General features: G+C 54.2%; 26 protein-coding genes. 10 read left to right on the top strand and 16 right to left on the bottom strand.

Annotation, left to right across the window (positions count from 1 at the left end):
- Entirely contained in the window at nucleotides 1-1,887 is a 1,887-nt protein-coding gene (locus QEN58_RS03810) for a site-specific DNA-methyltransferase (protein WP_280105832.1), read from the bottom strand.
- A gap of 422 nt (nucleotides 1,888-2,309) precedes the next feature.
- Between QEN58_RS03810 and QEN58_RS03805 the strand changes: the two genes are divergently transcribed.
- On the top strand, nucleotides 2,310-2,819 hold the full coding sequence (locus tag QEN58_RS03805; protein WP_280105831.1) for a cupin: 510 nt from the start codon (nucleotides 2,310-2,312) through the stop codon (nucleotides 2,817-2,819).
- A 311-nt stretch (nucleotides 2,820-3,130) separates the two neighbouring features.
- Nucleotides 3,131-3,787 carry a hexitol phosphatase HxpB gene (gene hxpB, locus QEN58_RS03800; RefSeq protein WP_280105830.1) on the top strand — a complete coding sequence of 219 codons (657 nt, stop codon included), beginning with the start codon at nucleotides 3,131-3,133 and terminating at the stop codon, nucleotides 3,785-3,787.
- A gap of 531 nt (nucleotides 3,788-4,318) precedes the next feature.
- On the opposite strand, the gene QEN58_RS03795 is transcribed toward hxpB, so the two are convergent.
- Together QEN58_RS03795 and QEN58_RS03790 are read right to left on the bottom strand one after the other, a co-directional pair.
- Entirely contained in the window at nucleotides 4,319-5,683 is a 1,365-nt protein-coding gene (locus QEN58_RS03795) for a YfcC family protein (RefSeq protein ID WP_280105829.1), read from the bottom strand.
- A 100-nt stretch (nucleotides 5,684-5,783) separates the two neighbouring features.
- A complete protein-coding gene (locus QEN58_RS03790) occupies nucleotides 5,784-6,908 on the bottom strand; it encodes a M20 family metallopeptidase (RefSeq protein ID WP_280105828.1) in 1,125 nt (374 codons plus the stop codon).
- A gap of 172 nt (nucleotides 6,909-7,080) precedes the next feature.
- Between QEN58_RS03790 and QEN58_RS03785 the strand changes: the two genes are divergently transcribed.
- Nucleotides 7,081-8,103 carry a LysR family transcriptional regulator gene (locus tag QEN58_RS03785; RefSeq protein WP_280105827.1) on the top strand — a complete coding sequence of 341 codons (1,023 nt, stop codon included), beginning with the start codon at nucleotides 7,081-7,083 and terminating at the stop codon, nucleotides 8,101-8,103.
- On the opposite strand, the gene QEN58_RS03780 is transcribed toward QEN58_RS03785, so the two are convergent.
- The 5 genes from QEN58_RS03780 to QEN58_RS03760 form a co-directional block, all read right to left on the bottom strand.
- Nucleotides 8,030-8,362, bottom strand: coding sequence for a hypothetical protein (locus tag QEN58_RS03780; RefSeq protein ID WP_280105826.1), 333 nt, complete (start codon nucleotides 8,360-8,362; stop codon nucleotides 8,030-8,032). The two genes, QEN58_RS03785 and QEN58_RS03780, sit on opposite strands and share 74 nt — an antisense overlap.
- Nucleotides 8,363-8,513: 151 nt before the next feature.
- Nucleotides 8,514-8,822, bottom strand: a complete 309-nt coding sequence (locus tag QEN58_RS03775) for an MFS transporter (RefSeq protein ID WP_280105825.1) — start codon at nucleotides 8,820-8,822, stop codon at nucleotides 8,514-8,516.
- Nucleotides 8,823-8,969, bottom strand: a complete 147-nt coding sequence (locus QEN58_RS03770) for a hypothetical protein (RefSeq protein WP_280105824.1) — start codon at nucleotides 8,967-8,969, stop codon at nucleotides 8,823-8,825.
- Between the two features lie 4 nt (nucleotides 8,970-8,973).
- On the bottom strand, nucleotides 8,974-12,093 hold the full coding sequence (locus QEN58_RS03765) for a multidrug efflux RND transporter permease subunit (protein ID WP_280105823.1): 3,120 nt from the start codon (nucleotides 12,091-12,093) through the stop codon (nucleotides 8,974-8,976).
- 18 nt (nucleotides 12,094-12,111) lie between these two features.
- Entirely contained in the window at nucleotides 12,112-13,272 is a 1,161-nt protein-coding gene (locus QEN58_RS03760) for an efflux RND transporter periplasmic adaptor subunit (RefSeq protein ID WP_280105822.1), read from the bottom strand.
- 168 nt (nucleotides 13,273-13,440) lie between these two features.
- Between QEN58_RS03760 and QEN58_RS03755 the strand changes: the two genes are divergently transcribed.
- Both QEN58_RS03755 and QEN58_RS03750 read left to right on the top strand, forming a co-directional pair.
- Nucleotides 13,441-14,175, top strand: a complete 735-nt coding sequence (locus QEN58_RS03755; protein ID WP_280105821.1) for a response regulator — start codon at nucleotides 13,441-13,443, stop codon at nucleotides 14,173-14,175.
- Complete coding sequence (locus tag QEN58_RS03750) at nucleotides 14,172-15,251, top strand: ATP-binding protein (RefSeq protein WP_280105820.1); 1,080 nt, start codon at nucleotides 14,172-14,174, stop codon at nucleotides 15,249-15,251. The genes QEN58_RS03755 and QEN58_RS03750 overlap by 4 nt, the downstream gene beginning before the upstream one ends.
- Nucleotides 15,252-15,348: 97 nt before the next feature.
- On the opposite strand, the gene QEN58_RS03745 is transcribed toward QEN58_RS03750, so the two are convergent.
- Nucleotides 15,349-16,377, bottom strand: coding sequence for a zinc-dependent alcohol dehydrogenase family protein (locus QEN58_RS03745; protein WP_280105819.1), 1,029 nt, complete (start codon nucleotides 16,375-16,377; stop codon nucleotides 15,349-15,351).
- Nucleotides 16,378-16,494: 117 nt separating this feature from the next.
- Between QEN58_RS03745 and QEN58_RS03740 the strand changes: the two genes are divergently transcribed.
- The 3 genes from QEN58_RS03740 (at nucleotide 16,495) to QEN58_RS03730 (ending at nucleotide 18,386) form a co-directional block, all read left to right on the top strand.
- A complete protein-coding gene (locus tag QEN58_RS03740; RefSeq protein WP_280105818.1) occupies nucleotides 16,495-17,412 on the top strand; it encodes a LysR family transcriptional regulator in 918 nt (305 codons plus the stop codon).
- Nucleotides 17,413-17,429: 17 nt separating this feature from the next.
- On the top strand, nucleotides 17,430-17,594 hold the full coding sequence (locus tag QEN58_RS03735; RefSeq protein WP_280106968.1) for a hypothetical protein: 165 nt from the start codon (nucleotides 17,430-17,432) through the stop codon (nucleotides 17,592-17,594).
- A gap of 249 nt (nucleotides 17,595-17,843) precedes the next feature.
- Complete coding sequence (locus QEN58_RS03730) at nucleotides 17,844-18,386, top strand: AraC family transcriptional regulator (RefSeq protein ID WP_280105817.1); 543 nt, start codon at nucleotides 17,844-17,846, stop codon at nucleotides 18,384-18,386.
- 276 nt (nucleotides 18,387-18,662) lie between these two features.
- Here the strand turns inward: QEN58_RS03730 and QEN58_RS03725 are convergent, their stop codons facing one another.
- The 6 genes from QEN58_RS03725 to QEN58_RS03700 form a co-directional block, all read right to left on the bottom strand.
- Nucleotides 18,663-20,786, bottom strand: a complete 2,124-nt coding sequence (locus QEN58_RS03725; protein WP_280105816.1) for a membrane-bound PQQ-dependent dehydrogenase, glucose/quinate/shikimate family — start codon at nucleotides 20,784-20,786, stop codon at nucleotides 18,663-18,665.
- An 11-nt stretch (nucleotides 20,787-20,797) separates the two neighbouring features.
- Nucleotides 20,798-21,175: a glucose dehydrogenase gene (locus QEN58_RS03720; RefSeq protein WP_280105815.1), complete on the bottom strand. Its 378-nt coding sequence runs from the start codon at nucleotides 21,173-21,175 to the stop codon at nucleotides 20,798-20,800.
- A 167-nt stretch (nucleotides 21,176-21,342) separates the two neighbouring features.
- Nucleotides 21,343-21,528 (bottom strand): hypothetical protein, encoded by a 186-nt coding sequence (locus QEN58_RS03715; protein WP_280105814.1) that lies wholly within the window; start codon nucleotides 21,526-21,528, stop codon nucleotides 21,343-21,345.
- A 160-nt stretch (nucleotides 21,529-21,688) separates the two neighbouring features.
- Entirely contained in the window at nucleotides 21,689-22,594 is a 906-nt protein-coding gene (locus QEN58_RS03710; protein WP_280105813.1) for a DUF808 domain-containing protein, read from the bottom strand.
- Nucleotides 22,595-22,604: 10 nt separating this feature from the next.
- Nucleotides 22,605-22,790, bottom strand: coding sequence for a hypothetical protein (locus tag QEN58_RS03705; RefSeq protein ID WP_280105812.1), 186 nt, complete (start codon nucleotides 22,788-22,790; stop codon nucleotides 22,605-22,607).
- Entirely contained in the window at nucleotides 22,780-23,115 is a 336-nt protein-coding gene (locus QEN58_RS03700) for a type IV toxin-antitoxin system AbiEi family antitoxin domain-containing protein (protein WP_280105811.1), read from the bottom strand. Before QEN58_RS03700 ends, QEN58_RS03705 begins: the two co-directional genes overlap by 11 nt.
- A gap of 329 nt (nucleotides 23,116-23,444) precedes the next feature.
- Between QEN58_RS03700 and QEN58_RS03695 the strand changes: the two genes are divergently transcribed.
- Together QEN58_RS03695 and QEN58_RS03690 are read left to right on the top strand one after the other, a co-directional pair.
- Complete coding sequence (locus QEN58_RS03695) at nucleotides 23,445-23,819, top strand: GFA family protein (RefSeq protein ID WP_280105810.1); 375 nt, start codon at nucleotides 23,445-23,447, stop codon at nucleotides 23,817-23,819.
- A gap of 395 nt (nucleotides 23,820-24,214) precedes the next feature.
- A complete protein-coding gene (locus QEN58_RS03690) occupies nucleotides 24,215-24,523 on the top strand; it encodes a hypothetical protein (protein ID WP_280105809.1) in 309 nt (102 codons plus the stop codon).
- Between the two features lie 172 nt (nucleotides 24,524-24,695).
- Here QEN58_RS03690 and QEN58_RS03685 read toward each other — a convergent pair whose 3' ends face one another.
- Nucleotides 24,696-25,601, bottom strand: a complete 906-nt coding sequence (locus QEN58_RS03685; RefSeq protein WP_280105808.1) for a LysR substrate-binding domain-containing protein — start codon at nucleotides 25,599-25,601, stop codon at nucleotides 24,696-24,698.
- Nucleotides 25,602-25,670: the final 69 nt, after the last annotated feature.

Below are 25,670 nucleotides of genomic sequence, written 5' to 3'. Positions count from 1 at the left end.
CTATAAGCTGCGCAAATTTTTAATGCCAGACTGCTGCAGAATGGCTGACATATTCAACTTGGCAACATCATCGGCAAAAGCCTCATCAAGAAACACACAGGTAACTTCTGCAGCTGATGCGTGCTCTTGGTACCACTGAACGATTCCCGAAGCCAACGCTTCTACATCGGACGTTGGAATCGAACGTGCGAAGCAAGCTATTAATGTGCCACCTCTAATTGAATAAACGTGATGGCCAGCAATAGTGCGAGACTCGATAGGTACACAAATATCGTGTCCTAATTTTAATAACAGTTCGCAAAGAATATCTTCTTCACTACGCTCATCGACCAGATGGTTGACGTTCTCTAGAAGAGATTGCTCTAGATTGGCAGGCTGGGGATTCCAAGCGCGTACGTTGGATGTGCTCAAACCGAGAACACGAAAACCAAGATCGCCGGCATATTCCGGCTGATTTTCACTGATCCGACTAATCGACCGACGAATCCGCTCAGCGGTTATTTCAGCGATATTTTCCAGCTTTAGCGCTTCATCGTGATTAATATTGCCTAAAGGTTCGGGGAGCTGAACACAAATGAAACGCCTATTCCCTTGGTCTTGAGCATTTGCGTCGAGAACGGCATGCGCCGTTGTGCCTGAGCCAGCGAAAAAATCTAGCACGATGTGCTCTTTATCAGGGCTTGTTGCCAGATTAATCATTCGCTGCACGAGCCTGACCGGTTTGGGGTTATCAAAAATACCGCCAAGGCCCAAGGCTTTAAGATCACTATTGGCCTCATGATTGTGGCCAACTTCTTGGTAGGGCCACAATGTAACGGGAGTAACCCCTTGCTTTACTTCACTTAAGAATGATTTTTTTTGAGGCGTCTGGTCACCCTTCTCACCAAACCAGATCTCATTGGATTCATCCATTTGCCGCATTGATGCATCATTGAACCGCCGATAGGTGCCTTTAGGGGGCGCCCATACGACTCCATTATTAAAGGTGTAAGGTTTGGTATTAGTGCCGCTTTTGGCGTGGAGCGGCGTGGCCTTCCAAGGCCCCTTAAAGTGGTCATCGGGATTTTTATAGGCGCGAATCTGATCCGCATTGCGCTCTTGCCCGTTAAACTTCACTAGGCTTTTATTTTTACCGTAGACCAGAATATGGTCATGATTGTCTGAAAACCACTTGGCATCGTTGGAACGTGTGTATTTTTTTTGCCATACAACGTTGGCAATGAAATTTTCCTCACCGAATATTTCGTCACTCACTTTACGAAGATTGGCCACCTCGCCATCATCAATGGACATAAAAATCACGCCATCTTCGCAAAGTAAGTTACGGGCTAACTTCAGTCGTGGATAGATCATATTTAGCCAATCTGTATGAAACCGACCGCTAGTTTCAAAATTGCTGCTGATCTTCTCCCCGCCGTCTATCTGGCCAGTCATTTTAAGATAGTTTTTAATATTATCCTGGAAGTTATCCGGATAAACGAAGTCCTTTCCCGTGTTATAAGGAGGATCGATATAGATAAGCTTTACTTTCCCGGCGTAACTCTTTTGCAGCTGTTTGAGCACTTCAAGATTGTCACCCTCGATCATCAAATTCCGGGTAGTTTCCCAATCGAGACTTTTTTGCTTGAAGGGGCGCAGCGTTCCCAGGCTAGGCGTTAAGGCTAGTTGACGCGCACTACGCTTGCCATGCCAGTTGAGCCCGTATTTTTCATCGGCATCAGTGATAGCGCCATCGCCCACCAGTGACTTAAGTACGTCGACGTTGACGGATACACCACCGGGACCCTCGGTGACCAATTCAGGAAATAATGTTTTCAGTTGCTCAATATTTTGAGCGACCAGGTCGGCTGACTGGGCTTCCGAATCGGCTGCTGCTATTTTTTCCATACGTCCTTCTATCTCTATTATGTTCGTACTTTTAAAAGTTACTCGCTTGACAATAGCTCACGTGAACAGCTTGATAAAAACATAACTCAAAACGTCTTCGGGCTATTTAATTAGGCGCCTTTAACGTTTATATCGGCTGAAAATTACCCAGACCTGCGATCAGCACGGCACTTCTAAAAAGCGTGACCATATCACTGTTATTCTCCTAGGGAACGATGAGCTTTCCAAGGGTTAATTACCTTCACGTTGGCAGCCTCAAATGGCACCGTATCGCGGGATACCCAGCATGCTAGCCCTGTGATACGGCAATGTAGCCATCCGGCACGCAAAACCGGGCAAAGGCTGAAATATGAAAAAAGCGCTGCTAGGCTCACTCTAGTGTTCGCAAAATCCACCGCTCAGCTCAGCCGTAGGAGATCATTGTGCAGATCCCACAGCCTGAAACGCTCTATTTTGACAGCGATGAAACGAACGGCTTTCCCAACTCACCACTGCCGGTGATGATTTACCGCCAAGTTCTCGACATCAGCGAAGCAGAAAAACGGGCCGAAGCATTTGAAGCCATGTTCAAACGCCACGGCTGGCCCCCTGCATGGCGCTACCACCTATATGACTTTGACCACTTTCACTCCACTGCCCATGAAGCACTGGGCATCTTCCGCGGGCAAGCCAGGGCACGGCTGGGTGGCCCTAACGGCCAGGAGCTGATGCTTTACGCAGGCGATGTGCTGGTGCTACCCGCAGGGGTTGGGCATGCCAGCGTCCAAGCAGACAACGATTTCTGCATGGTCGGCGCCTACCCACCTGGCCAAGAACCAGAGATAGAGCGCGGCGACCCCGCACAGCTAGCGGCCGCGCAATCGCGGGTGGCTGCGGTGGTTTTACCAGAGAACGCCCCGGTAGGCGGTTCACTGGCAGGGCTATGGGGGTAAGCTCGTAGAAGATGAAAAGCATGCAGCAATATAATGGGAGCAATGCTAATAGCGATTAGCATTGCTATGGCGTATCTTGCCCAAGCGATCCGAAGCGGTAAAAAGCTATCACCTAGTAGCTTTGCGATACCATCCACAACCGGAACGATAAAGGGCGCTGTTGCCATAAGTCCTCTTCCAAATGCGGCCGTCCGTCCCCTCACTATTTTCGGATATGGCATGATTGAAGGTGCAGTGCCCGTCTCGGTAGTTTCTTGGATTACAGGAGGTCACGCAGGTTGACCCGCTTTCCATCATAGGAGCTGGATAAAATGACCTCAACGGCTGTGATTTTTGATATGGACGGTCTTTTGATCGATTCCGAGCCTTTCTGGGCGAAAGCAGAGAAAATGGTGTTTACATCCGTAGGCGTTGAATTATCAGACTCATTGTGCAGAGAAACCGCTGCAATGACGACCCGGGAGGTTACCGAATTCTGGTATCGGCGTTTTCCGTGGAGGCACAGATCCATCAACGATGTCGAAAACGATGTCATTGACTGCGTAGACGAATTGATAAGAAAACATGGCGAGCCCATGCCAGGTGCCCAGCAGATAGTGAGCTACTTTTACAGTAGAAACTGCAGGATCGGTTTATCGACGAACTCACCCTACCGATTGATCAATACTGTTCTGAAAAAGCTCGATATTGCCCAGTATTTCCATGGAATTTCGTCATCAGAACATGTGGAGCGCGGCAAGCCTGACCCCTCTGTCTATCTCTCTACGTTGCAAAAGCTAGGAGTTCATCCGGAGCATTGCATTGCTTTTGAAGACTCTTCATCAGGAGTTAGGGCAGCCAAGGCGGCAGGAATCAAGACTATTGCCGTGCCACCGGCACACGACTTTGATAAGCCAGACTACTCCTTGGCAGACAGTAAATGGCGCTCCTTATGGGAGTTCTCCGAGAAAGCCTTTTATTTGACGTAGCCTTATTCAGCCGGGAGTGACCAGCCTGATCGCTTCATGTTTCAGAAGCTCGCATTGATCCTAAGCAGCGGGCGAAGCATACGAAGAGCGAAGCAGCTTCAGCGAAATCGCTGGAAGTTTGGAAAGGCCAAATTTCTCACCAGAACACTGACCTTCTTCGGCTAGAACGTGATTGGAACCAGCCTGCACCTCGACATGGGCGCCTGGGTGCATACGGGAGTATGCTGACCGGGGCGATTCAGTAACACTAAAAATAAGCGCTACGTCGCAGTGCTTATTTTTAAGATTAGTTAAAAAATTCTTGCCTTGTTTTAATTTCTGGAACAGAAATTTCTAAAATCATATTGCTAGCTCCTAAGTTAACTCCTTCAGGAAGCTACCAGCGCCCTAATGTGAGGTTAAAATACTATGTAAATGTCATTCGATATTTTATAAATATCATTGGCTGGGGGCCAAGCCACTCAACTTGAGTGGCTTGGCTGTTTATTTCCAATGTATTGCAATACTGACAGAGCGTATTCCTGCGTCTGATTAGAACGGCCCATAATTAATCAGTACGGCGATAACCACGAAGGCTGTTCCCACGAGTGTCCAGAGGCATACCAGCGGAAAGGCGAAGCGTACCCAGTTACTCCACGGCACGCCGCCTACGGCGAGCACAGACATCAACACACCCGATGTCGGGGTAATAATATTGGTAATCCCGTCGCCAAGTTTGAAGGCAATCACCGCTGTTTGCCGAGTAATATCAAGCATATCGGCAAGCGGCGTCAGAATAGGCATCACTACCGCGGCCTGGCCACTACCGGAAGGCACCAGAAAGTTGAAAAAGAGGTTGAACACAAAGACAGCAAGCGCACCCAACATGGAAGGTAACGTACTCAAGGGCACAAAGATTGAATTCACTACCGTATCGAGGATCATCCCCTCGGCCATTAACACCGTAATACCTTTGGCGATGCCAATAATAAAGGCTCCATAAAGCATACCTTGGGCCCCTTTCATGAACATCTGCACAAACTCATTAGGCGAGAAACGAGCGAGTGCTGCGCTGCCTATACCATTGATCATAAAGATGGCTGAAAGCTCATTCACGCCCCACCCCAATCGTAGAGAGCCATAAATAAACACCGCCAAGCAGGCAACAAAGAAGCTTAAAACGACCAAGTGTCGACGCGTAAACGTTAAGTTTTCATCATCTGATCCAACGGCTTCCGTGCTAAAGGGCTGGCCTCCCATCAAACTGCGGGTCGGATCGTTACTAATGCGTTTGATATAACGACACACATACGCAATCGTCACGGCCAATAGCACGAAAAATAGCGCTACCCTAAGCGGCGCGCCTGAAAATAGCGGCAGTCCTGCTATGGATTGAGCAATCCCCAGCGTAATAGGATCGAAAACAGCCGCCGCTGATCCCGAAAAATAGCCAAGATAGACAATAGCGATCCCCGCGATCGCATCTAATTGGAGCGCTCGAGCCAATACGATACCCAGCGGAATAAAGGCAATAACGGCATTCGATCCAACACCAATGGCTGATACCACACCAAATACAAAAGACACCACAATCGCGAGCAGATATTTACGCCCACGGGCTTTATCAACCAGGCTTTTAATACCGGCATTAATCGCACCAGTAGACTCCACCACGGTAATCGCGCCGCCCATTACCAGCACCAAGGCGATTAGGTTTGCAGAGCTGATAAAACCGTTCTGAATCGAAAGGAAAATGTCGAAAAAATTAAGGCCGCTAGACTCCACAAGATGAAAACTGCCAGGAATAACCGTCGGCCGCCCCTCGGTGGTTCGCTCAAACTGGCCCGAGGGGATAAAGAAACTTAATAGCCAAGCCACTAGTAATAACCCAAACAGAATCACAAAGGCATCGGGCATGGCCATTCTTTGTATTGATCTAGTTTTCACGTTGATATTTCCTGAATATTTATTCATATAGTTATTTATTTAACACACTGAAAAACAACTGAATGGCGTATCACACCTGCCGTATTAACGCCGCCAGGATTGCCGCACGCGGTACAATTGAGGCTATTTCAATGTGCTCATACTCCGCGTGGGGGGCAGCGCCAGTTGCACCCAGCCCATCCAGGGTGGGAATACCTTTGGCTGCAGCGAAATTGCCGTCGCTTCCTCCGCCTACCGCGGCTTCCGTAAGTTCAATGCCGAGTGCACTGGCCGCGTGTTGGGCAAGCTCAAACAGACGAGCCGTAGCATGTGTACGCTCCATCGGCGGGCGCGTCATGTCACCGCTAACAGTTAGCGTTACGCTGGGATGAAAGGGGGTACTTTGATAAATGGCATTGTAGAGTCGCTCGGCTTCTTCCAGCGTCGTAACCCGAACATCAATACCTAACTCGGCTTTCTCCGGCACGACATTAAGCGGGCCACCGCCGCTAACCATCCCGACATTCACTGTGGTTCCAAGGCGGGGGTCGGCCAGGCTATGTAAGTACTGAATCTGGTGGGACAACTCCTCAATCGCGCTCACCCCTTCTTCAGGGTTATTGCCCGCATGAGCGGCTTTACCCGATATATGCATATAAAAGCGTCCCGAGCCTTTACGTGCCGTTTTCAAAGCGCTGCCATTCGCCGTGGCAGGTTCAACCACCAGCACCACATCGCTAGCCATCGACTCCGTCTCAATTCGTTGTCGCGACGAAGGGCTACCTAACTCCTCGTCACTGGTACATAGAAAACGAATGCGTGCATTGGGAAGCGCATCAAGTTCAACGAGTGCTTTGACAGCCCAAATGGCTTGAACAATACCGGCTTTCATATCCAGAATACCGGGACCGTAAAACTTGTCCGTCTCACGGCGGATAGCGAGCCGACCGATATCCCAAACCGTATCGAAATGCCCCAAAATAAGAATTTGACGATTTCCTTCTCCTAGCGTGAAGCCAAGATGATCGCCCTTTTCAGTTTGTGGGAACGTTTCCGCCTGACATTGGAGCCGTTCTTGAAATAACTGGCGCAACAATTGACCACAGGCGTCTACCGCGGCTTTATCATGGGATGGCGATTCAGCACGTACTAACGCTTCAATATCATCGAGAATAGAACGCTGATGCTCTTGCAGATAAGCGTGAAGGGTATTCATATAGCCTCTCAAGTAAGAATGACAGCCTCTAAACAGCAGCAACCCAAAACAGCGTTGTGCTATTAAGCGCACGGTCAGTATGTGAGGGGCGTAACAAGGAAAGAATAAGAAGCGCGCAGCCGAATCGTTGCGCTCAAAGCAACGGTTAAGAAGCCGGTGAAGGATAGAGAGAATGGTGCAACAACGCATAGACCAGGGTATTACCGAACATCGACTGGCTTACCTTTACGAGGTTGCTCTCCAAGGGGGGATTAGAGCGGCTGCCGAGTCAATCGGCGTCAACCCTTCGGCCATCAGCCGTCAAATAGCACTGCTTGAGCGCCACCTACAAATTCCCTTGCTCGAAAAACAGGGCAGGAACGTCGCAGTGACCCAGGCGGGAAAGCTACTGATCGAGCACCACCGAGAAATGCTGTATCGGCGGCATCAGTTAGCCGAGACACTGCAGGACATGCGCCACCTGCGTCGAGGCAGCGTCAGCCTTCGGGTCGGGCAGGGTATGATCAGTGAATTTGTGGAAGGGCCTCTCCAGCAGTTCAGCGCAGATTACCCTGATGTGTTTGTGGATATTCACTCTGGCAACATGAGTGAAACAATCAACATGATGCTGCGGGGCAAAGTGGACATGGCAATCAGCTTTGGTCCAATAGGCGACCCTCCGGTCATGGTTCGTAGTTTTAACCGCGGCCCGATTTGCGCCATAGTGCCGCCACATCATGATTTGGCAAGCCTTGAAACCATTACGCTTGAAACCCTAGCCCCCCAACGATTGATCTTTATGGCAGAACAGTTCGGCATTCAACAGTACATCAATGAAATGTTCAGTAGCCATCACCTAGCCCCCCTGCCCGCTTACCAATGCAATCATTTTTCAACGGCTATTGCGCTCGTAATAGCCGGGCTAGGGATTGCCTTCATGACGCAGCAATCGGCCCGTCCGTTGGTCGAGCGTGGGGATATCGCGGCGATCCCAGTCGAACATCCTTTATCACATACCGCTACCTGCCATCTTATCCGCAGCCAAGGAAAAAGGTTCTCTCCTGCCGCTGAACATCTATGGAAAGTACTTGCGAGCTCAATGCAATCACAGTCTGCCGGGGGGTGCCACAGTCCGACCACCATCACGCATTCGTCCCTGCCTTGCCTGGGTGACGACCCAGCATCAGAAATACCACCACCGACAGCAACGCGATGAGAGTCGCAGCAGTTGTTAACAGAATCGAGTGCGTGGTGGAGAACGCTGCCTTCGCGGCTCTGATAAGAGCATCCGCCTGGTGGGTTGCCAGCCCTTGTGCCACAACGATGCTGTCGCTGATCGAACGCGCAGCCTGCGAACCGAGGGCTGGCGTCAAAGATGACGGCAGCTCGATGGTGTTGGCGTATACGCTGGCCATGAAAACCCCGAACAGGGCGATGCCAAGCCCACTGCCCAATTCGTAGCCGGTAGCTTCCAAAGAGCCTGCAGCTCTCCTTTACTGGCGTCCACTGCCCCCATAATGGCAATTGAAGAAGCCGTCAGACCGATGCTCAATGTAAGCCCCAGCACGGCCAAAGCGGTTGGCACTGTCCCGTCAGGTGCGTGAAAATCAGTATGTGCCAGATAGGCTAAAGCAACTGCCGCGATCGCCAGCCCCATAAGCCAAGCGCCATCGCACGCTCTCGCTCGTCTTCAAAGGTTTTGCGGATGACGCCGAGAACACAGGGCATGATCATCGATCCGCCAATGGCGAGCAGGACTCGAGCCCCAATCAACATGGCGGGTGTCGTCGAGAATGCCGCCAGGAGTGACGCCACCCCGAACACGAAGAGCCCCGTTAGCAGCACACGACGGGTGCCGACTCGGTCAGCCAGCGTGCCCATCGGCACCAGCAGGCCCGCCATCAGCAACGGATAAATATCGATGATCCACAGCACCTAAGTCCCCGTGGCACCCAGCGCTGGCGTCAGTACCGATACCGCGACGTGCAGAATTGTCATGTCGATGACAACAGGCAGGAATGCCAGCATGACGGCAAACAGCACCAGCCAACGCGGCGGGATAGCAGAAAGCATTAGACCCATGGCATTAAAGTGCCTTGTCGTTGCGGGCTCGCCAGCTATTCACCCGCTCCTGAAGGCTCATCACGAAAACGAAGAACACCGGAACGAAGAGAATCACCAGCAGCGTTCCGCTCACCATGCCACCGAACACCCCCGTGCCTATCGCATGCTGGGTGTTGGCGCTGGCGCCAAACGCGACCATCAACGGCACCACCCCCAAACCGAAAGCGAGTGAGGTCATAAGAATCGGGCGCAGTCGCAGGCTGGCGGCTTCCACTGCGGCTTCCCTCAGCCCCTTACCTTGCTCACGCAGTTGTTTGGCAAACTCTACGATCAGGATCGCGTTTTTCGCCGACAAGCCGATCACGGTGACCATACCGACTTTGAAGAACACATCGTTAGGCAGGTCACGCAGCAACATGGCAGCCACCGCACCCAGCAATCCCAACGGGACAACCAGGATAACCGACAGCGGAATGGTCCAGCTCTCGTAGAGCGCGGCTAACACCAGAAACACCGCCAGGATGGATAGCCCAACCAGCATGGGGGCCTGGGAAGCGGACTGGCGCTCCTGCAGGGACTGCCCCGTCCAGGCCACGGCGAAGCCAGGTGGAAGCTGCTGCGCCAGACGCTCCATTTCAGCCATCGCGTCACCCGTGGAAGCCCCGTTCGCCGCACTGCCGGAAATGCTGGTGGCGGGATAGCCCAGGTAGCGCACCATTTGTAGCGGTGTTTCGTCCCATACCGGGGTAACCACCTCTGACAGCGACACCATGCCTCCACGGCTATTACGCACGTGGAGCTTGAGCACGTCGTCAACCTGCATACGCGCCGACGCATCCGCTTGCATAATCACTTGCTGCATCCGTCCCTCATTCGGGAAATCGTTGATGTAGGACGACCCCATCGCGGTCGACAGGATATCGCTAATGTTGGCAAACGACACCCCGAGCGCTTCGGCCTTTTGGCGATCAATATCAAGACGAATGCTCGCCCCGGCAGGAAGGCCGTCGGAATAGACGTCGCTGACTACCTTGCTCTGCGTCGCCAGTTCTAGCAGCGTCGCCTCGGCGGCCTGGAGAGCATCCGCCCCCTGGTTGCGCCGATCCTGCAAGAACATCGTAAAGCCGGACTTAGTGCCCAACTCATCAATGGCCGGCGGCAACATACTCATCACCGTCCCCTCGTTCAGTTGGCTCATGGCTTCCTGAGCCCCTTCCGCTTCACTCGCCGCCGTGGCGCCGTCGCGCTGCCCCCACTCCTTTAGCGTGGTGAACGTCAGTGCCGTATTCGCGCCGGACCCCGAGAATCCAAAGCCCAAAATAGACATATTGCCGTTCACTGCAGGGCGCGCCATGACGTACGACTCATAAGCTTTGACGACATCCAAGGTACGCTCGGTGGTCGCATTGGCGGGTAGCTGAATACTGGTCATGAAATAGCCTTGATCCTCCTCCGGCAGAAAAGCCGAAGGCAACTGGCGGAAAGCGAACACCAACACGCCTGCGATGACCACAAACACCAGCATGAACCGACCGCTGCGAGCGACCAGCTTCCCCACACGCGATTCGTAACGGACGGTCATCCGTTTAAGCGCCCGGTTGAACCCGCCGAAGAAGCCGCCTTTGTCGTGGTGACCCGGGTTAATGGGTTTGAGAAGGGTGGCGCATAGCGCCGGTGTCAGCGTCAACGCCAGAAACGCCGAGAACAGAATCGAGACCACCATCGCCAGCGCGAATTGCTGGTAGATCACACCGACCGAGCCCCCCGCGAAGGCCATAGGGATAAACACCACCGTTAAAACCAGGGTAATGCCCACCACCGCGCCCGTGATTTCCTTCATCGCCTTGATGGTGGCATCCTTTGGCGACAATCCCTCTTTGGCCATGATCCGCTCAACGTTCTCGACCACCACGATAGCGTCGTCGACGATGATGCCAATCGCCAACACCATGCCGAACATCGTCAGCACGTTGACTGAGAAACCTGCCAGCAGCATCACCGTGAAGGTGCCCAGCAACGCAATCGGCGCGACCAGTGCGGGAATCAGCGTGTAACGAATATTCTGTAAAAACAGCAACATCACCAGGAAGACCAGCACCATCGCTTCAATAAGCGTATGGATGACTTTCTCGATAGACACCTTAACGAACGGGGCCGTATTAAAAGGGATCGAGGAACTCATGCCCGCAGGTAGTGCCTGGTTTAACTCAGCCAAACGCGCCTGCACACTCTCCGCCGTGCGGACAGCATTGGCGCCGGGGGCCAACTGTATTGCCGCTGCTGTCGCGGGCTGACCATCTTCACGGTTGGAGAAACCGTAGGATTGGGCACCCAATTCAACCCGCGCCACGTCACCCAACACCACGCTGGAGCCGTCGACATCAGCGCGAAGTACGATAGCGGCAAACTCTTCCGGTGTGCTCAACTGCCCTTGTGCGGTCAATAGCGAGGAGACCTTTTGGCCTGGCAAGGACGGAGACGCGCCGATGCTACCCGGCACAATCGGTGCATTCTGCTCCGCGATCGCGGTTGAAAGATCATTCACCGACAAGCCGAAAGCGATCAGCTTTTCAGGGTCTATCCAGATCCGCATGGCCTGCTCAGCACCGAACAACTGCACACGACCGACACCGTCAATGCGGCGTAGCTCCTCGACGATATTGCGCGCCATATAATCGTTCAGGGCGATCTCATCAAAGCGCCCATCCTCAGAATTCAGACCCACGATCATCAGAAAACTGGAGGACGCTGACTCTACGCTCAGCCCATCCTGACGAACCGCCTGGGGTAACCGGGGTTCGACGGCCTTAAGCCTATTCTGCACATCCACTTGGGCCAGTTCAGGGTTTGTCCCCGGCTTGAAGGTGGCGGTGACAGAGGCCGAGCCCGACGCATCGGCGGACGACTCGAAGTAGAGCAGGTTCTTGACGCTGGACAGCTCTCGTTCGATGAGACTGAGCACGGCATCGTTCATGGTTTGCGGTGTGGCGCCGGGATACGTAGCGGTGATGGTCACCGAAGGCGGTGCCACTGAGGGATAATGCGCTACCGGCAACTGCGGAATAGCGATCACGCCCAGCAGGATGATAAAGAGCGCGACCACCCATGCGAAGACAGGGCGATGGATAAAGAACTGAGGCATTGCTGAAACTCCTGACGCTTAGTAAGAAGAAGCCACTGAAGCTTCAAGAGGCGATGACCTATGCCAATCAGTCGCGCTAACGGCGGCACCATCAGCCAAGCGCTCGATACCCTCGACGACTACCTTCTGCCCCTGTGTTAATCCTGCCTGCACTCGATAGCTGCCCTCCACGACTTCGCCCAACTGCACCGCCACCATAGTCACCTGTTCCTGAGCGTCAACAACCCAAACATAAGGCTTACCACCAATGCGCACCACGGACTGTTGCGGCACCGTCAATGCCTTGTCATAGCGGGCATAGGGCACGCGGGCACGCACAAACATCCCGGGCAGCAGGCGTCGATTGGGGTTGTCCACGAGTACTCGCAACAACAGATCACCCGTGCTGACGTCCACATTGATGCCCGAAAAAAGAAGGTGGCCGGTGACATCGTAGGGTGTGCCGTTGCTGCCGAGGATCGTGACCGGTAAGCCGCTATCGAGGGAGGGTTGTGCCGCTATTGCGTCTTGAAGCGATTCAAGCGCGGAAGCCGAGCGTCGAACATCGACATAGACCTGATCGATCTGCTGAACACGGGCCATGGGCGTGCTATCGCTACTGCTGACAAGCGCCCCTTCCGTTACCAACGCCTGATCAATTCGGCCAGCAATAGGCGACGCCACCGTGGAGAATTCCAAGTCAAGGCGGCGGCGCGACAGCGTGGCACGCGCTTGGGCCACCTCAGCGGCGGCTTGCTGACTGTTGGAGACCGCGTCGTCATACGCTTGGCGGCTTACCGACTGCCCCCTGACCAGCGACTCCAACCGAGCCGACTGCGAACGGGCATGCGCAAGCTCGGCTTCGGCCTTCTGCAACGCCGCTTCTGCCGTTTCCACCTCCGCGCGAAACGGCGCTGGGTTGATGTCGAATAGTGGCTGCCCCGCACTCACGTCGGTTCCTTGTTCGAAAAGGCGGCGTTGGACAATCCCGCTCACCTGCGGATGAATTTCCGCCACTTGAAAAGGCACGACCCGGGCGGGCAGGTCGTCGGTCAGCTCCAATTTAACGGGCTCCATGGTTACCACAGACACTCGGGCAGGAGGCGGAGCGACGGCTTCTTGCTCAACAGGCCCGCAAGCGGTGAGCACGCTTAGCAGCAAGGCACAGAGGCAACCGTTGTAAATATATCGGATCTTCATGCATCGTCCCTTCAGGCATAGTCCTGCAAACACAGTTTTTGCAGACATAGGCAAACCGTTGCCTACTCTTAAAATTGAAGGGGACTATATCGCTGTAGCGTGGTATTCCTGTCGACGGTATGTGTAGATATGATGGAGAACACAATTAATGTTTCATTAGGCGCTTTCATGTCCATGAGTCATCCGTCACCAAGCTCTTCTGCTGGCTTGCAAGCACTGGTTCTCATCGCCGAAGACGAACCTGAGATCGCAGATATTCTCCAGGCTTATCTGAAACGAGCGGGTCTCCGAACCCTCCACGCAGAAGATGGACGCAAGGCATTAGACATGCATTTGTCGATGAAACCCGATCTCGTCTTACTTGATGTAAAGATGCCTAAAATGGATGGTTGGCAGGTGCTGTCAGAAGTTCGCCACCGTGGTGAGACGCCCGTCATCATGTTGACCGCGATGGATCAGGATATCGATAAACTGATGGGGTTGCGTTTTGGTGCCGACGATTATGTCGTTAAGCCGTTTAATCCTGCCGAGGTTGTCGCACGCATTCAGGCAGTATTAAGACGCACCATGGCGGATGCTAGCCATCAATCCCATGTCCTTCGGGTACCGCCCTTTGAGATCGACCTGGAACAACATGAAGCCGTCGTCCAGGTGAGTGGAGACTTGCACAGCCTTGCGTTGACGCTCACCGAATTCAGATTGTTGACGCACCTTGCACGCGCGCCCAAAAAAGTGTGCACCCGTGCAGAGTTGTTAGCCACCTGCCTACCCGAGGGGGAGGCGCTTGAGCGTACTGTCGACAGCCATATCAGCAAGCTGCGTAAAAAACTGGAAGACGTCAATGTGAAAGGTATGCCCGTAGGCATACGCGGCGTTGGGTACCGGCTGTGGGGGGCAGAATGAAGCTCATTGGGCTAAGCCGCACAATCGCGCTAACCATGGCAGCGATGGCGTTTGGGATAACACTGCTAGTCGTGGTGACCTCTTATATTTTCTATTTCATTACCTTCCATTTTTGGCAGGGATCGATTAACGAACCCAACATGTTCCCGTCAGGTCTAGAGTGGGCTTGGCTCGTTAGCACTACGTTGGTTGGGCTGGCGTTCGCCGTGATAGTGGGCATTCACTTGGCACGTCGCATTCTGGTGCCCCTAAACTCTGTAACAGAAAGCATGCGTCGCGTCGCCCAAGGCGACCTGGACGCACGCGCTACTACCGGTGATCGCTCGCTAGGCGAGGCCGCCGTATTAGCAAACGACTTCAATGCCCTGGCAGACCAATTACAGCGAATGTCCAAGGAAATGACGTTCTGGAATGCGGCTATTGCCCATGAGCTGCGTACGCCCGTCACTATTTTGCGCGGACGCCTGCAAGGCTTGGCAGAAGGCGTATTCCCACCCGAAAAACCCCAGTTTCAAAGCCTGCTTACCCAAATCGACGGCATGGCACAACTGATTGAAGACCTTCGCGCCGTAAGCTTGGCTGAAAGTGGTCATCTGAACCTTGAGATCAAGCAGTGTGATCTTTCGACTGAAATTGAATCCGTCGTAGAATTTTGTAGACATACTCTGAATGCATCAAATCATTATCCAACCCTTGATCTGCAGTCTGGCACAGCGTACTGCGACCCCTTCCGTATTCGTCAGGCATTGCTTGCGCTGCTGGAAAACGCTCGCCAGCATGCATCGCCAGGATCAATCATCATCCAAACGCGCCAGAATGACGGGTGGTGTGTTTTGCGTGTTATCGACGCTGGCCCAGGCATACCGCAGGAAGATGCCGCTCATATTTTCACGGCATTCCGCCATGCGCGGGACGCTGACAGTGGTATGCCAGGAAACAAGCGAGGAAGTGGCCTAGGCTTGGCGGTAGTCGCGGCAATTGCAAGAGCCCACCGTGGCGAGGCCAGATGCTACCCCTCTGATGAAGGTGGCTCGTGTTTTGAATTGCGCTGGCCAACGCCATCACAAAATTCTTAATTGCCATAGTTTAATTGTATATTTTAATTGCATCGCTTAATTGCATAGCGGGTGATTGCTGCATGGTTGGCGGTGAGCACCTACCACCGCACTGATCTCAATCATCATGCACGTCGATCACGATCTTTCCAAATGGCCTGCTATCCAGATGATCCAGTGCCTGAGGCAGCTCGGCGAGGGAATAACGTGCATCAATGACCGGCTCAAGCCGAGCTTGATCTACCGCCCGCACGAAGCGTTCCAGCGCTCGTCGACTGCCCGTGCCAATACCGTGGATCGTGACATCCTTTAGCATCAAAGGCATGGCCGGAGATGCGATATCGAATCCTGCCAATGCCCCGATCTGGCATACGTGCCCACCGACGGCGGCCAGTTGGACGGAAACGCCGAGATTATCGCCACCGACCACGTCAAGCACGTGATCCACGCCCTCATCTTCAGTCAGCGCGTACACGGCTTCCATCCAGTCGTCGCGGGAACGATCCACCCAGTGATCAGCCCCCAGCTCCAGCACTCGCTCGCCTTTCGACGGTTGTGTGGCAACGATCACCTCTGCCCCGCTCATCTTTGCAATGAGCAAACCGAATAGCGCCACCCCGCCGGTTCCCGGAATCAGCACCCGATCGCCAGCTTTGACACCGGCTCTCTCGACGAGCGCGAACCAGGCGGTGAGACCAGCGCAGGGCAATGTACTTGCCTGGACATCATTCAGAGAGCGCGGCGCATGAACCACCCATGCAGCGGGCATGGCAACGTATTCGCTCAGAACGCCAGGATAGAAACCTCCCAAGGTGCGGTAAGCCGGTGTTCGCGCGTTACCAGGCCGACGCCCATCGATCCAGTCAGGTGTGAACACAGAGATGACACGATCTCCTTCGACAAACCCATTCACTTGCTCCCCCAGTTCGACGATGGTGCCAGCCATGTCGGAACCGGGAGTGAAGGGGTAAGTCAGCGTCAGTCCTCTGCCACTTTCGATTACCATCTTATCGCGGTAGTTGAGCGAGACGGCCGCCACCCTGACCAGCACCTCACCCGCCGCGGGACGCGGCTTCTCCCGGGTGGCCATTGTCAGTCTTCCACGACCGATCGCGTCCATCTCCCAGCGCTTTATCTCTTTCATCATGTTGGCTCCCTCGAGTCGTGCCGACGGCTGTCGACAGCGTGGTGAAACTATCCCATGACGGCGCGTGTACTATAATACGCACCAATCAGCACGCAGTGATGAATGAGAGGCATCAATATGAATGGAAAGGAGATTGCCGAGCTCATCGCGTTCATGGAGGTTGCCAGATCGCAGAGCTTCCGCCGTGCTGCGTTACAGCTGGGAATGTCGCCATCGGCAGTGAGTCACACCATACGCTCGCTGGAGACGCGCCTGGGCGTACGAGTCTTGAGTCGTACCACCCGTAGTGTATCGCTCACACAGGCGGGCGAACGTCTGCTCCAGCGTGTGGAGCCAGCCATCATCGACATCCGGCAGGCCGTTGATGAATCGGCAGCGTTTCAGGCCTCACCACAAGGCACGATCAGGATCAATTTGCCGCGCATCGCAGCCCAGCTAGTGCTAGTGCCACGGCTTCATGCCTTCCTGGAGCACTATCCTGATATCAATGTCGATCTCGTCATCGACGACACGCTGACCGATATCGTCTCGCAAGGCTTCGACGCGGGCATTCGCTCGGGCAAGCGCTTGCAGCAGGATATGGTCGCCAGACAATTGACACCGGCCCTTAACATGGCCGTAGTAGGTGCACCAAGCTACTTTGCTCGGCGCCCGCCACCGGAAGTGCCGGCCGACCTTCACGACCACATCTGCATCAACTACCGCTGGAGCGCCTCGAATGCCTTGTACGCTTGGACCTTTCAGGAAGATGAGAGATGTTTTGATCTACAGGTGCGCCACGCATTAACCATCAATGACACCAGCCTGATAACCGCGGCGGCTTTGGAAGGCACCGGGCTCGCCTATTTGCCCGAGAATCACCTTCAAGCCTATTTTGACAGCGGTGAGTTGGTGCGAGTCCTGTCCTCATGGATGCCTTCGATCCCAGGGTTCTATCTCTACTATCCTCACCGTGAGCACATGCCCAGCGCGTTGAGAGCCTTCGTAGACTTCATGACGGGGCCGGTGAATCAGAGACTTTCACGCTCCCTTTAGTGGCGGAGGAAGCAGACATGGGGATGGAAAACATCCGTGAGCATGGGAAGGGTGACCAGAAATCTTTCGAGCGGTTTCACAAAGGTAGAACCTTTGATAATTTCAGCGCTTTACATTATTTAGACGTGCTGACCACCGTTGATATGTATCTCTGCACCATTGATGTAGGAAGCCTCGCCTGAGCAGAGAAATAGAACGGCACCAGCCACCTCCTCTGGACTTCCCATACGATGCATTGGAATTTGGCTCGCGACAATCGCATGCAAACCTAGCTCGCCTAACCGGTCACGCACCTCGTTAGCCAGTTTGTTGTAGCCTTTTGGAGAGGAAAGATCCGATTGGATATGATTTTCCAGGCCTCCATTCCTTGGACAGTCATTAGTGAACGGTACCCTTGAGACAGTGAGAACTCGCCAGCCGACGTGATGGAGGTGAACACGGATAACGGCACCTGGATGGTGCCGCCCTATAGCGGCGTCTGGCTACCGGCGGGCAAACGGCACCAAGTGCGCATGAACGGGGTGAGCACCCGAAGCCTGTATATCGAGCCTCTCGTCGCGCCACGTACTTCGCCCAACTGCGAGGTGCTAGTCGTGATGCCTCTCCTGCATCACCTGCTGCTGGCTTCCGCCCACATCCCCGCAATCTATAAGGAAGACGGCCGCGACGGTGCCCTGGCTCAACTACTTCTATACGAACTGAAACAGGCTCAAGCCCTGCCACTGTTTGCGCCCCTGCCCCATGACCTTCCACTTGCCAGCCTGTGCAGGACGTTTCTCGGCCAACCGAGCATTCACACCCTTCCCGAAGAGTGGGCACGGCAGCTACATTGCAGTCAGCGCACCTTCAATCGCCTTTTCCGTCAGCAGACGGGCCTCTCCTTTGGCGTATGGCGCCAGCAGCACTGCCGCTTTCTCCAGCATGTTTCGCAAGGTGCTTGGCCAAGCACCCAGCGCTTTCGTTCGGGCAGTTAATCGGCAGCAGGAAGAGTAAAAAGCAGTTGGTTCAGGCGTTAGATCAAATGAGCGGGACGGCGATGAAGCAGGTGCACAGTTCCCAGAGATACATGAGCCGATTGGCCCATCTATTCAGATCACATTATGAGCCGAATAAGGTTTATATTCGGCTCATGGGTATTCAGAAGGCTTGTTAGGACGCTTGTCTTTCTTGTCAGACCTTCCCAACTTCCTATTGATTACTTTTGAAAATAGCTGAGCCAGTCGAAAACTGGCTCAGCCAAGACAGCGATCTTAATTCTCGTCTTCTGGTAGCGCGTAGGCGATTACATAATCGCCTATCGGTGTTTCCATAAAGTGATGCCCGCCGGCCCCGATAACTACGTATTGGCGACCATCGGCCTCATAGGTGATGGGATTGGCCTGCCCACCGGCCGGCAGCACGTCATCCCAAAGCACCTCACCGGTTTCCGTGTCGATGGCGCGAATCAGATCGTCGGTGGCGGCAGCGATGAATATCAGTCCGCTGGCCGTCAGCAGAGGACCACCGTTGTTGGGTGTGCCGATTTTGAAAGGCATATATGAAGGTATCCCGAAGGGGCCATTCTTGCGTGCCGTGCCCAATGGCTCGTCCCAGAGCGTTTCACCGCTCGCCAGATCGATGGCGCGAATGCCGCCATAAGGAGGCGCGGTGCAGGGCATGCCGGTAACCGGCGCTCGCCAGCCGGCATTGACGTCGATCGCGTAAGGCGCGCCTACTTGTGGATCGCCGGCCCCTTCGGCGGGCCCATCCGACTCGCTATCGGTGTTGTCACCTCCTGCGTAGATGGGTTGAAGATTACGCTCCTCGGCTTCTTCACGAGGGATGAGACGGTTGTAGTTGGGAATGTCATTGTAATTGGCAATGATGATGCCGCGCTCGGCGTCCACCGCTGCACTACCCCAGTCGTTGCCGCCATTGTATCCGGGGTACTGAATGAAGCGCTGACCCACGGTCGGCGGCGTGTACATGCCTTTATAGGAGGCTCGGCGGAATTGAATACGACACCACAGCTGGTCGATGGGCGTCATTCCCCACATGTCCTTCTCTTCTAGGTTCGGAAAAGCGAGGGAGTGATAGCCTGAACTAGGCTGTGTGGGCGAGAGGTTATCGGGCTCAACACCGCCAGTGGGCGCCTCAACCTCTTCCACGGGGAATAGCGATTCGCCGGTTTCACGGTTGAGCACGTAAATGTCGCCCTGTTTGGAGGGCAGAATGATCGCCGGCACCGTGCTGCCGTCATCTTGGGGGAAATCGACCAGAGTCGGTTGCGAACCAAGATCATAGTCCCAGACATCGTAATGGACGGTCTGGAAGTGCCAGACCGGATCGCCGGTGTTGACGTCGATGGCGACGAGCGAGGTCGAGAATTCGTGTTCTTCCTCGCTGCGGTTCCCGCCCCAGTAGTCGACCGAGGAGTTGCCCATCGGCAGGTAGACATAGCCCAACGCCTCATCGGAGGAAGCAGTGGTCCACATGTTGGGCGTGCCTCGGGTATAGGTTTCGCCATCGGGTGGTAGGCCATCCAAGTTGGGGTTGCCCATATCCCACGCCCACTCCAGTTCGCCGGTAACGGCATCGTAGCCACGAATGACGCCGGAGGGTGCGTCCTCCGCTTGCCCGTCCTTAACCTGGGCACCGGTCACCAGCACGCCCTGGGCGACGACCGGTGGCGCGGTGACGGCGTACCAACCGGGAACCTTCTCGCCGATGCCTGCCCATAGATCTACCGTACCGCCGTCACCAAACGCCTGGCACAGCTCGCCCGTTTGCGCATCGACGGCAATCAACCGGGCATCCAACGTCCCCTCAATGATGCGGGTTGCGCAGGCCTGATCATCATCGGCATCCGGAACTTCGTAATAGGTTACACCGCGGCAGCTGGCGCTATAGGGAATGGCACCTGTATCGACCTGGGGATCATGGCGCCACTGCTCCTCGCCGGTCCGTGCATCAAGGGAGATCATTACGTTCATGGCCGAGCAGAGATACAGATTATCGCCAACCTTGAGCGGTGTAGTTTCAGGCGCGTATTTGCCCTGTCCGTCTTCTTCCGGCATATCGCCTGTGCGATAGGTCCAGGCAACTTCCAACTGGCTAACATTGTCGGGCGTGATTTCATCCAGCGGCGAATGACGTGAGGCCCCGCTCTCTCTTCCCCAGGCGGCCCAATCGCCGGGCGCTGGGTCATCGCTGGGCTGTGGCGTCGCCGAGAAGGTCGGTGCCTGAACCGCCTGGCTCTCGCCGACATCAATTTGGGACTCGCTTGAGGTGAGCTCCTCTGGGGCGTCAGTTTCACCCTCGGTATTCTGGGCAACGGCATGCGTCGCCAGTGACAGGCTGACGACATAGGCCAACACTCGCGGTGACGTAAACATGGCAGCGCTCCTCATGTAGCGGCTTGTCGACTAGTGACTTGGCGGCGTTTAAGAGTGGGCATCAGCGCCAAGACGATGACACCCAGGACGATGTAACCGAATACCCGGGGCAGCAGCTCCCATGGCGACAAGCCAACCTCCCATAAGGCCCAAATCAGCGTGCCTAACAGAACCAAGAAATAGACCCAGACTCCCGTGAGCGAATCCCTGGCCATTAAGCCACCTGAAATGATCAATCCCAGACCGGCAATGAGGTAATACCAGGAGCCGCCCAGCGTCACCAGCCAGATCCCGCCAGCGGCAAGAATCAGACCGAGGATAATCAGAATGATGGCGAACACGAGCAGAAACCAACCGCCTACACTCCGAGATGCGTTATCAGTAGCCAAACCAAGTACCTCCGTTGTTCGTGGTTTATTACTATCAAGAGCGCTTGGCAAACCCGCTTGCAATGCCTTTATAAAATGAAGCGCCGCCTTACTTAATCTAAGTAGACTTTATGGAAACTGTAAAGGATCACTTGTTTAACTTATGTACTAAATCCGGTCACTCTCTTTCAGTTGGGAGTGGCCTCACCAGATATCCAGGCAGGCGCCTTTGTACCGACGACATAGATGTCGTAGCGCATAATATGCTGCGTGGAGCGCAGGCAGGTTTTCCAATCGATGGTGGCCGACTTTGTTACGTTCGGCGCGGGGCGTTGGAAGATACCGTGGCGTTCAAGCCATGCGGTATCAACCATGAACCCCGTAGGTATGGCGTAACTAATCTCTTTAGTATTGCTACTTTATGTGAACTCATAGTTCACTCATTAGCACTTTACTAAAAGGTCAGCCACGCGCTCTTTGAAAAATTAAATATGGTGTACTTTGAGTTAACAAAATAACTGATTCTTAAAGATTTCAGGTATTTTGCGCTTTCTTAACGGGAACAAGGTGCACCACCCCCACCACCACCGAGCCCACCAAAAAGCCAATCACTGCCGAGCACAGCGTATTGAAGCTCCAGCCCAGCGTGCTGCCCATGGCACCGGTGGCCTCACTAATGCCAAGCTCGATGTGGTGTACCCACTCATAGGGCGCGTTGAACCAACCCGTTCCATCGGCACCCAGATTGACCATCAGGATATGCCCACCCACCCAGAGCATGGCGACGGTGCCCACGACCGAGATGGTTGCTAGTACCTTGGGCATGGCCGTGACCAGACCACGGCCCAGTTTCTTTATTCCCGAACTCTCCCGCTGGGCGAGCTTCAGGCCGAGGTCATCCATTCTGACTAACAGCGCCACTACGCCGTACACCAGGATAGTGATGACAAACGCGACCACCACAAGACTCACCATCTGCGACCAGAACCCTTGATGGGAAACAGTAGAAAGCGCGATTACCATGATTTCAGCAGACAGGATCAGGTCGGTGCGAATGGCGCCACTGACGATCTGTTTCTCCGCTTCCGGTCCCTTCTCTACCGCAGGCTTGTCGTCCTCATGCTTGCCAGAGAGCTTGTGCCAGACCTTCTCCGCGCCCTCAAAGGCCAGGTAGGTGCCCCCCACCATCAGGATGATCGGCAATAGCATGGGCAAAAAGTAATTCAGCAGCAGTGCTGCCGGCAGGATAAAAATCAGCTTGTTTCGGATCGACCCCAGCGCAATCTTCTTCAAAATCGCCAGTTCACGCTCTGCTGTTACCCCCTGCAAATATTGTGGGGTCACTGCCGTATCATCCACCACCACCCCGGCCGCCTTCGCCGTCGCACGCCCTGCGGCGGCACTCACATCGTCCAGTGATGCTGCGGACAACTTCGCCAATGCGGCAATGTCATCCAATAATCCTATCAAGCCGCCTATGGCCATGGGTGTTTCCTCCGTGAATAAAAGTTGCTGATAGTAAAGCACATAGCGGCTGGGGCGTGCCGCCCTTTAGCGCGAATACATCTTCCTTGGCGACATCCGGAAGAATATGCACAAGAAGTGCGACCTGTGCTTTATAGGTTTCACGTGCCATCGTTGGTCTCCGCCCTTACAAATTCTTCAGGCACCATAATGCGATAGCGCGGATGTATCTTGCCTCCTTTTACCAGTGCACTGTCGCCACTGCCAAGATTGAATTCTGCTGGGTCGAGGCACTTACGCCAGGGGTGTTCGTGGCGATCTGCAAAGACAAAAACCAGCCGCTTTATCTTGATCTTCTTACAACTCTGCAGCAGAGCTGACAGTAGTTTCGGGCGCAGCGTTGTCAGGCTCTCAAACAACATATCGATATTGTGAAAACTCTCATGATCGGGCAGCTCGTCCATAGCTTCCATGATTGCCCTCTCGGGTGCCGACATCTTGAGCGCCCAGTCCCATGGCAGCGTGTCTTCGGCATTGTTTAACTAAAGAATCTTCCATAAGGCTCTTTAATATCGTCAAATTTTGTGTACTTTTAGTTCACAAAGCACCTATCTTTTAAAGACCCACAGGGAGGCGATTTCCCAGCTTAATATCCGCGCCTGCTTGTAACCGAGATACAAACTAATTCCGGGCCCTAAGGCAAATCCGCCTCCTGCAACAGCTAGATTTATGTCGGTTTGCGGGCATCAAATACCAACGATACAGCAGCAAGACAAAACCAAAAGTGCCACCTACTTTGAATGTATGAGTCTTCTGGAGATTGGCAATGGAGCAACTAACAGGTGGCTGTCTCTGCGGTAAGATCCGAATCGTGGCCAATGGCGAGCCACTCCGGGTAGGTATTTGCCACTGTATGGATTGCCGCAAGCATCACGGGGCGCTTTTCTATGCGGCTGCCGATTACCCCAAGCAAGCTGTCATTATCGAAGGCGAACCGCACAGTTATCAGGGGCGCTACTTCTGTTCGGTATGCGGTTCGTCGGTTTTTTCGGTAAGCGAGGACGAAATCGAAATACACCTGGGCACCCTTGATTCACCCAACCAACTGAAACCGTCGTATGAGCTTTGGAACATTCGCCGCGAACATTGGCTACCGCCATTTCCAAACGTGGAGCGATACGAACGAGACCGGGAAGTTTGAGCAGGTTCAAGGGCTGCCGCTTAGGTCAGAAGGCAATCGATCAGCGCTTATCTTCAGTGCGCAACTTAGCCACTTCACCTAACGCCAAGCCTGTCGCTTCAGCAATCTGCTCATCACTCAACACCCCACGCAGCCAACCCAATAGCGCTTCGCTGCCTGCGCGTTGAGACGCGCCCTGGCGTGTGTATAGGGCGATAGAATCGTGCTGGGGCGATTGATGTCCGGAATCAGTGAACCACTACATAAAGCAGTTTAGTGTCGTAAGGTTGGCGCGGATCCTTGTGTAAACCAACTACTCGCCAACCAATGAAATGGGCTGGGCAAAAAGTTATTATCCAGCTAAATAATTTTTCTGACGCCCTCATGCACGTTTATATCCTCTAACTGGACACGCTATGCATAACCTATGGATTCCCGTCGTCGCCATTTTAGCCGTTGCGGGCCTGATATTCGGTAGTCAGGCCTACTCTGAGGCCAAGCGTGATGGCCACATCGCCGCGACTATATCGGAACAACTCGGCAGCCAGGCAAAGGCTGAGATTTCCAACTTGAAGCGAGTCAACAAGGGCTATGGAGTGTGCGGAGACTATGCGCTTTCAAACGCCGAGTCCGGCCACTTCTACTACAACGACGCCACCAATCACCTAGCGTTGGGCACCGATGACCCGCTGTATCACGACAACTGCGAGGGCGTCTCTAACTAACGCCTTAGGCTTTGTATGAAAAGTCGGCCTGCAAAGGTCAAGCAAGGCAAAAAACGGCGAAAAGACGGATCGAACTCGATCGCGAGTTTACGTGACGTAAATGAGTACGTTGAGCCGATGGTTAACCCCGTAGGGTCGAGCGCAGCCAGTTATCAGACAGAGCTCAGCGTCATTAATTACTCAACACCTCATGCAGCCAGCCCAATAACGCTTCGCTGCCTGGTCGTTGAGGCGCGCCCTGGCGTGTGTAGAGGGCGATGGCATCGTGCTGGGGCAGGCTCTCTGCCACCGGGCGGATCAGCTCGCCATTTTCAATTAAGCGTTGCGTTGTGCGCCGCCACCCCAGTGCAATGCCGTGCCCCGCGACAGCCGCTTGCAGTAGCAGTGGATAGCTATCGAACACAGCACTCTCCGCTGATGTGTGTTCAAAGTGCCCCATGGCACGAAACCATTCATCCCACTCCAGCCAATCCGCCGGTTCCGCATGGTGGTGAAGTAGCCGCTGGTTCAGCAACGCATTGAGACTCAACGGCGTGTTGCCCCCTTCCAAATAAGCTGGGCTGCAGACCGGAAATATCTCATCCTCGGCGGTAAACACCAATCGATGGCTCCCGCTGGGTCGTCCGTTGGTTTGCAGCGCAATGTCGAAGCTGCCACTAAATTCGGTAATCGGCCTTGTCGAGGTCGCCAGCTGTATCTCAATGTCAGGATAACGACGATTGAAGTCAGCCAGCTGTGGCATCAGCCAATAGAACGCTTCGCATAACTGGCAGAACAACACGACGCGCTTATCATTTGGGTCGCCGCGCAGCGCCTGAGCACCCGTGGCGATACTTTCCAGCGCCTGGGAGACCGTACGGCCAAACTCACGCCCCTCCCGGGTAAGAAACACACGGCGATGACGGCGCTCGAAAAGCATCACGCCTAGGTCTTCCTCCAGTGCACGAATCTGTCGGCTGATAGCCGCCTGGGTCAGGTGGAGCTCATCGGCCGCGCGCGAAAAGCTTTCCAGCCTGGCGGCAGCCTCAAAGGGGCGCAGCGTCGCCAGTGGTGGAAGAGACTTGATGAAGTTATCCATAATCTGAGCTCATGCATGGTGACGCAGAAGTCGTTTGAAGCACTGCTTGCGGCAGCGGCATTCTAGAAC

Source organism: Halomonas alkaliantarctica, assembly GCF_029854215.1.
Classification (GTDB): domain Bacteria; phylum Pseudomonadota; class Gammaproteobacteria; order Pseudomonadales; family Halomonadaceae; genus Vreelandella; species Vreelandella alkaliantarctica_A.
This window is presented reverse-complemented; position numbering and strand designations above follow the sequence as displayed.

What these genes read in the sequence shown, in the direction of transcription:
- QEN58_RS03810 (WP_280105832.1), bottom strand. Translation starts at nt 1,887, where the DNA reads ATGGAAAAAATAGCAGCAGCCGATTCGGAAGCCCAGTCAGCCGACCTG.
- hxpB (WP_280105830.1), top strand. Translation starts at nt 3,131, where the DNA reads ATGACCTCAACGGCTGTGATTTTTGATATGGACGGTCTTTTGATCGAT.
- QEN58_RS03795 (WP_280105829.1), bottom strand. Translation starts at nt 5,683, where the DNA reads ATGCCCGATGCCTTTGTGATTCTGTTTGGGTTATTACTAGTGGCTTGG.
- QEN58_RS03790 (WP_280105828.1), bottom strand. Translation starts at nt 6,908, where the DNA reads ATGAATACCCTTCACGCTTATCTGCAAGAGCATCAGCGTTCTATTCTC.
- QEN58_RS03785 (WP_280105827.1), top strand. Translation starts at nt 7,081, where the DNA reads ATGGTGCAACAACGCATAGACCAGGGTATTACCGAACATCGACTGGCT.
- QEN58_RS03770 (WP_280105824.1), bottom strand. Translation starts at nt 8,969, where the DNA reads ATGGGTCTAATGCTTTCTGCTATCCCGCCGCGTTGGCTGGTGCTGTTT.
- QEN58_RS03765 (WP_280105823.1), bottom strand. Translation starts at nt 12,093, where the DNA reads ATGCCTCAGTTCTTTATCCATCGCCCTGTCTTCGCATGGGTGGTCGCG.
- QEN58_RS03760 (WP_280105822.1), bottom strand. Translation starts at nt 13,272, where the DNA reads ATGAAGATCCGATATATTTACAACGGTTGCCTCTGTGCCTTGCTGCTA.
- QEN58_RS03755 (WP_280105821.1), top strand. Translation starts at nt 13,441, where the DNA reads ATGTCCATGAGTCATCCGTCACCAAGCTCTTCTGCTGGCTTGCAAGCA.
- QEN58_RS03750 (WP_280105820.1), top strand. Translation starts at nt 14,172, where the DNA reads ATGAAGCTCATTGGGCTAAGCCGCACAATCGCGCTAACCATGGCAGCG.
- QEN58_RS03745 (WP_280105819.1), bottom strand. Translation starts at nt 16,377, where the DNA reads ATGATGAAAGAGATAAAGCGCTGGGAGATGGACGCGATCGGTCGTGGA.
- QEN58_RS03740 (WP_280105818.1), top strand. Translation starts at nt 16,495, where the DNA reads ATGAATGGAAAGGAGATTGCCGAGCTCATCGCGTTCATGGAGGTTGCC.
- QEN58_RS03735 (WP_280106968.1), top strand. Translation starts at nt 17,430, where the DNA reads ATGGGGATGGAAAACATCCGTGAGCATGGGAAGGGTGACCAGAAATCT.
- QEN58_RS03725 (WP_280105816.1), bottom strand. Translation starts at nt 20,786, where the DNA reads ATGTTTACGTCACCGCGAGTGTTGGCCTATGTCGTCAGCCTGTCACTG.
- QEN58_RS03715 (WP_280105814.1), bottom strand. Translation starts at nt 21,528, where the DNA reads ATGGTTGATACCGCATGGCTTGAACGCCACGGTATCTTCCAACGCCCC.
- QEN58_RS03705 (WP_280105812.1), bottom strand. Translation starts at nt 22,790, where the DNA reads ATGGCACGTGAAACCTATAAAGCACAGGTCGCACTTCTTGTGCATATT.
- QEN58_RS03700 (WP_280105811.1), bottom strand. Translation starts at nt 23,115, where the DNA reads ATGTCGGCACCCGAGAGGGCAATCATGGAAGCTATGGACGAGCTGCCC.
- QEN58_RS03695 (WP_280105810.1), top strand. Translation starts at nt 23,445, where the DNA reads ATGGAGCAACTAACAGGTGGCTGTCTCTGCGGTAAGATCCGAATCGTG.
- QEN58_RS03690 (WP_280105809.1), top strand. Translation starts at nt 24,215, where the DNA reads ATGCATAACCTATGGATTCCCGTCGTCGCCATTTTAGCCGTTGCGGGC.
- QEN58_RS03685 (WP_280105808.1), bottom strand. Translation starts at nt 25,601, where the DNA reads ATGGATAACTTCATCAAGTCTCTTCCACCACTGGCGACGCTGCGCCCC.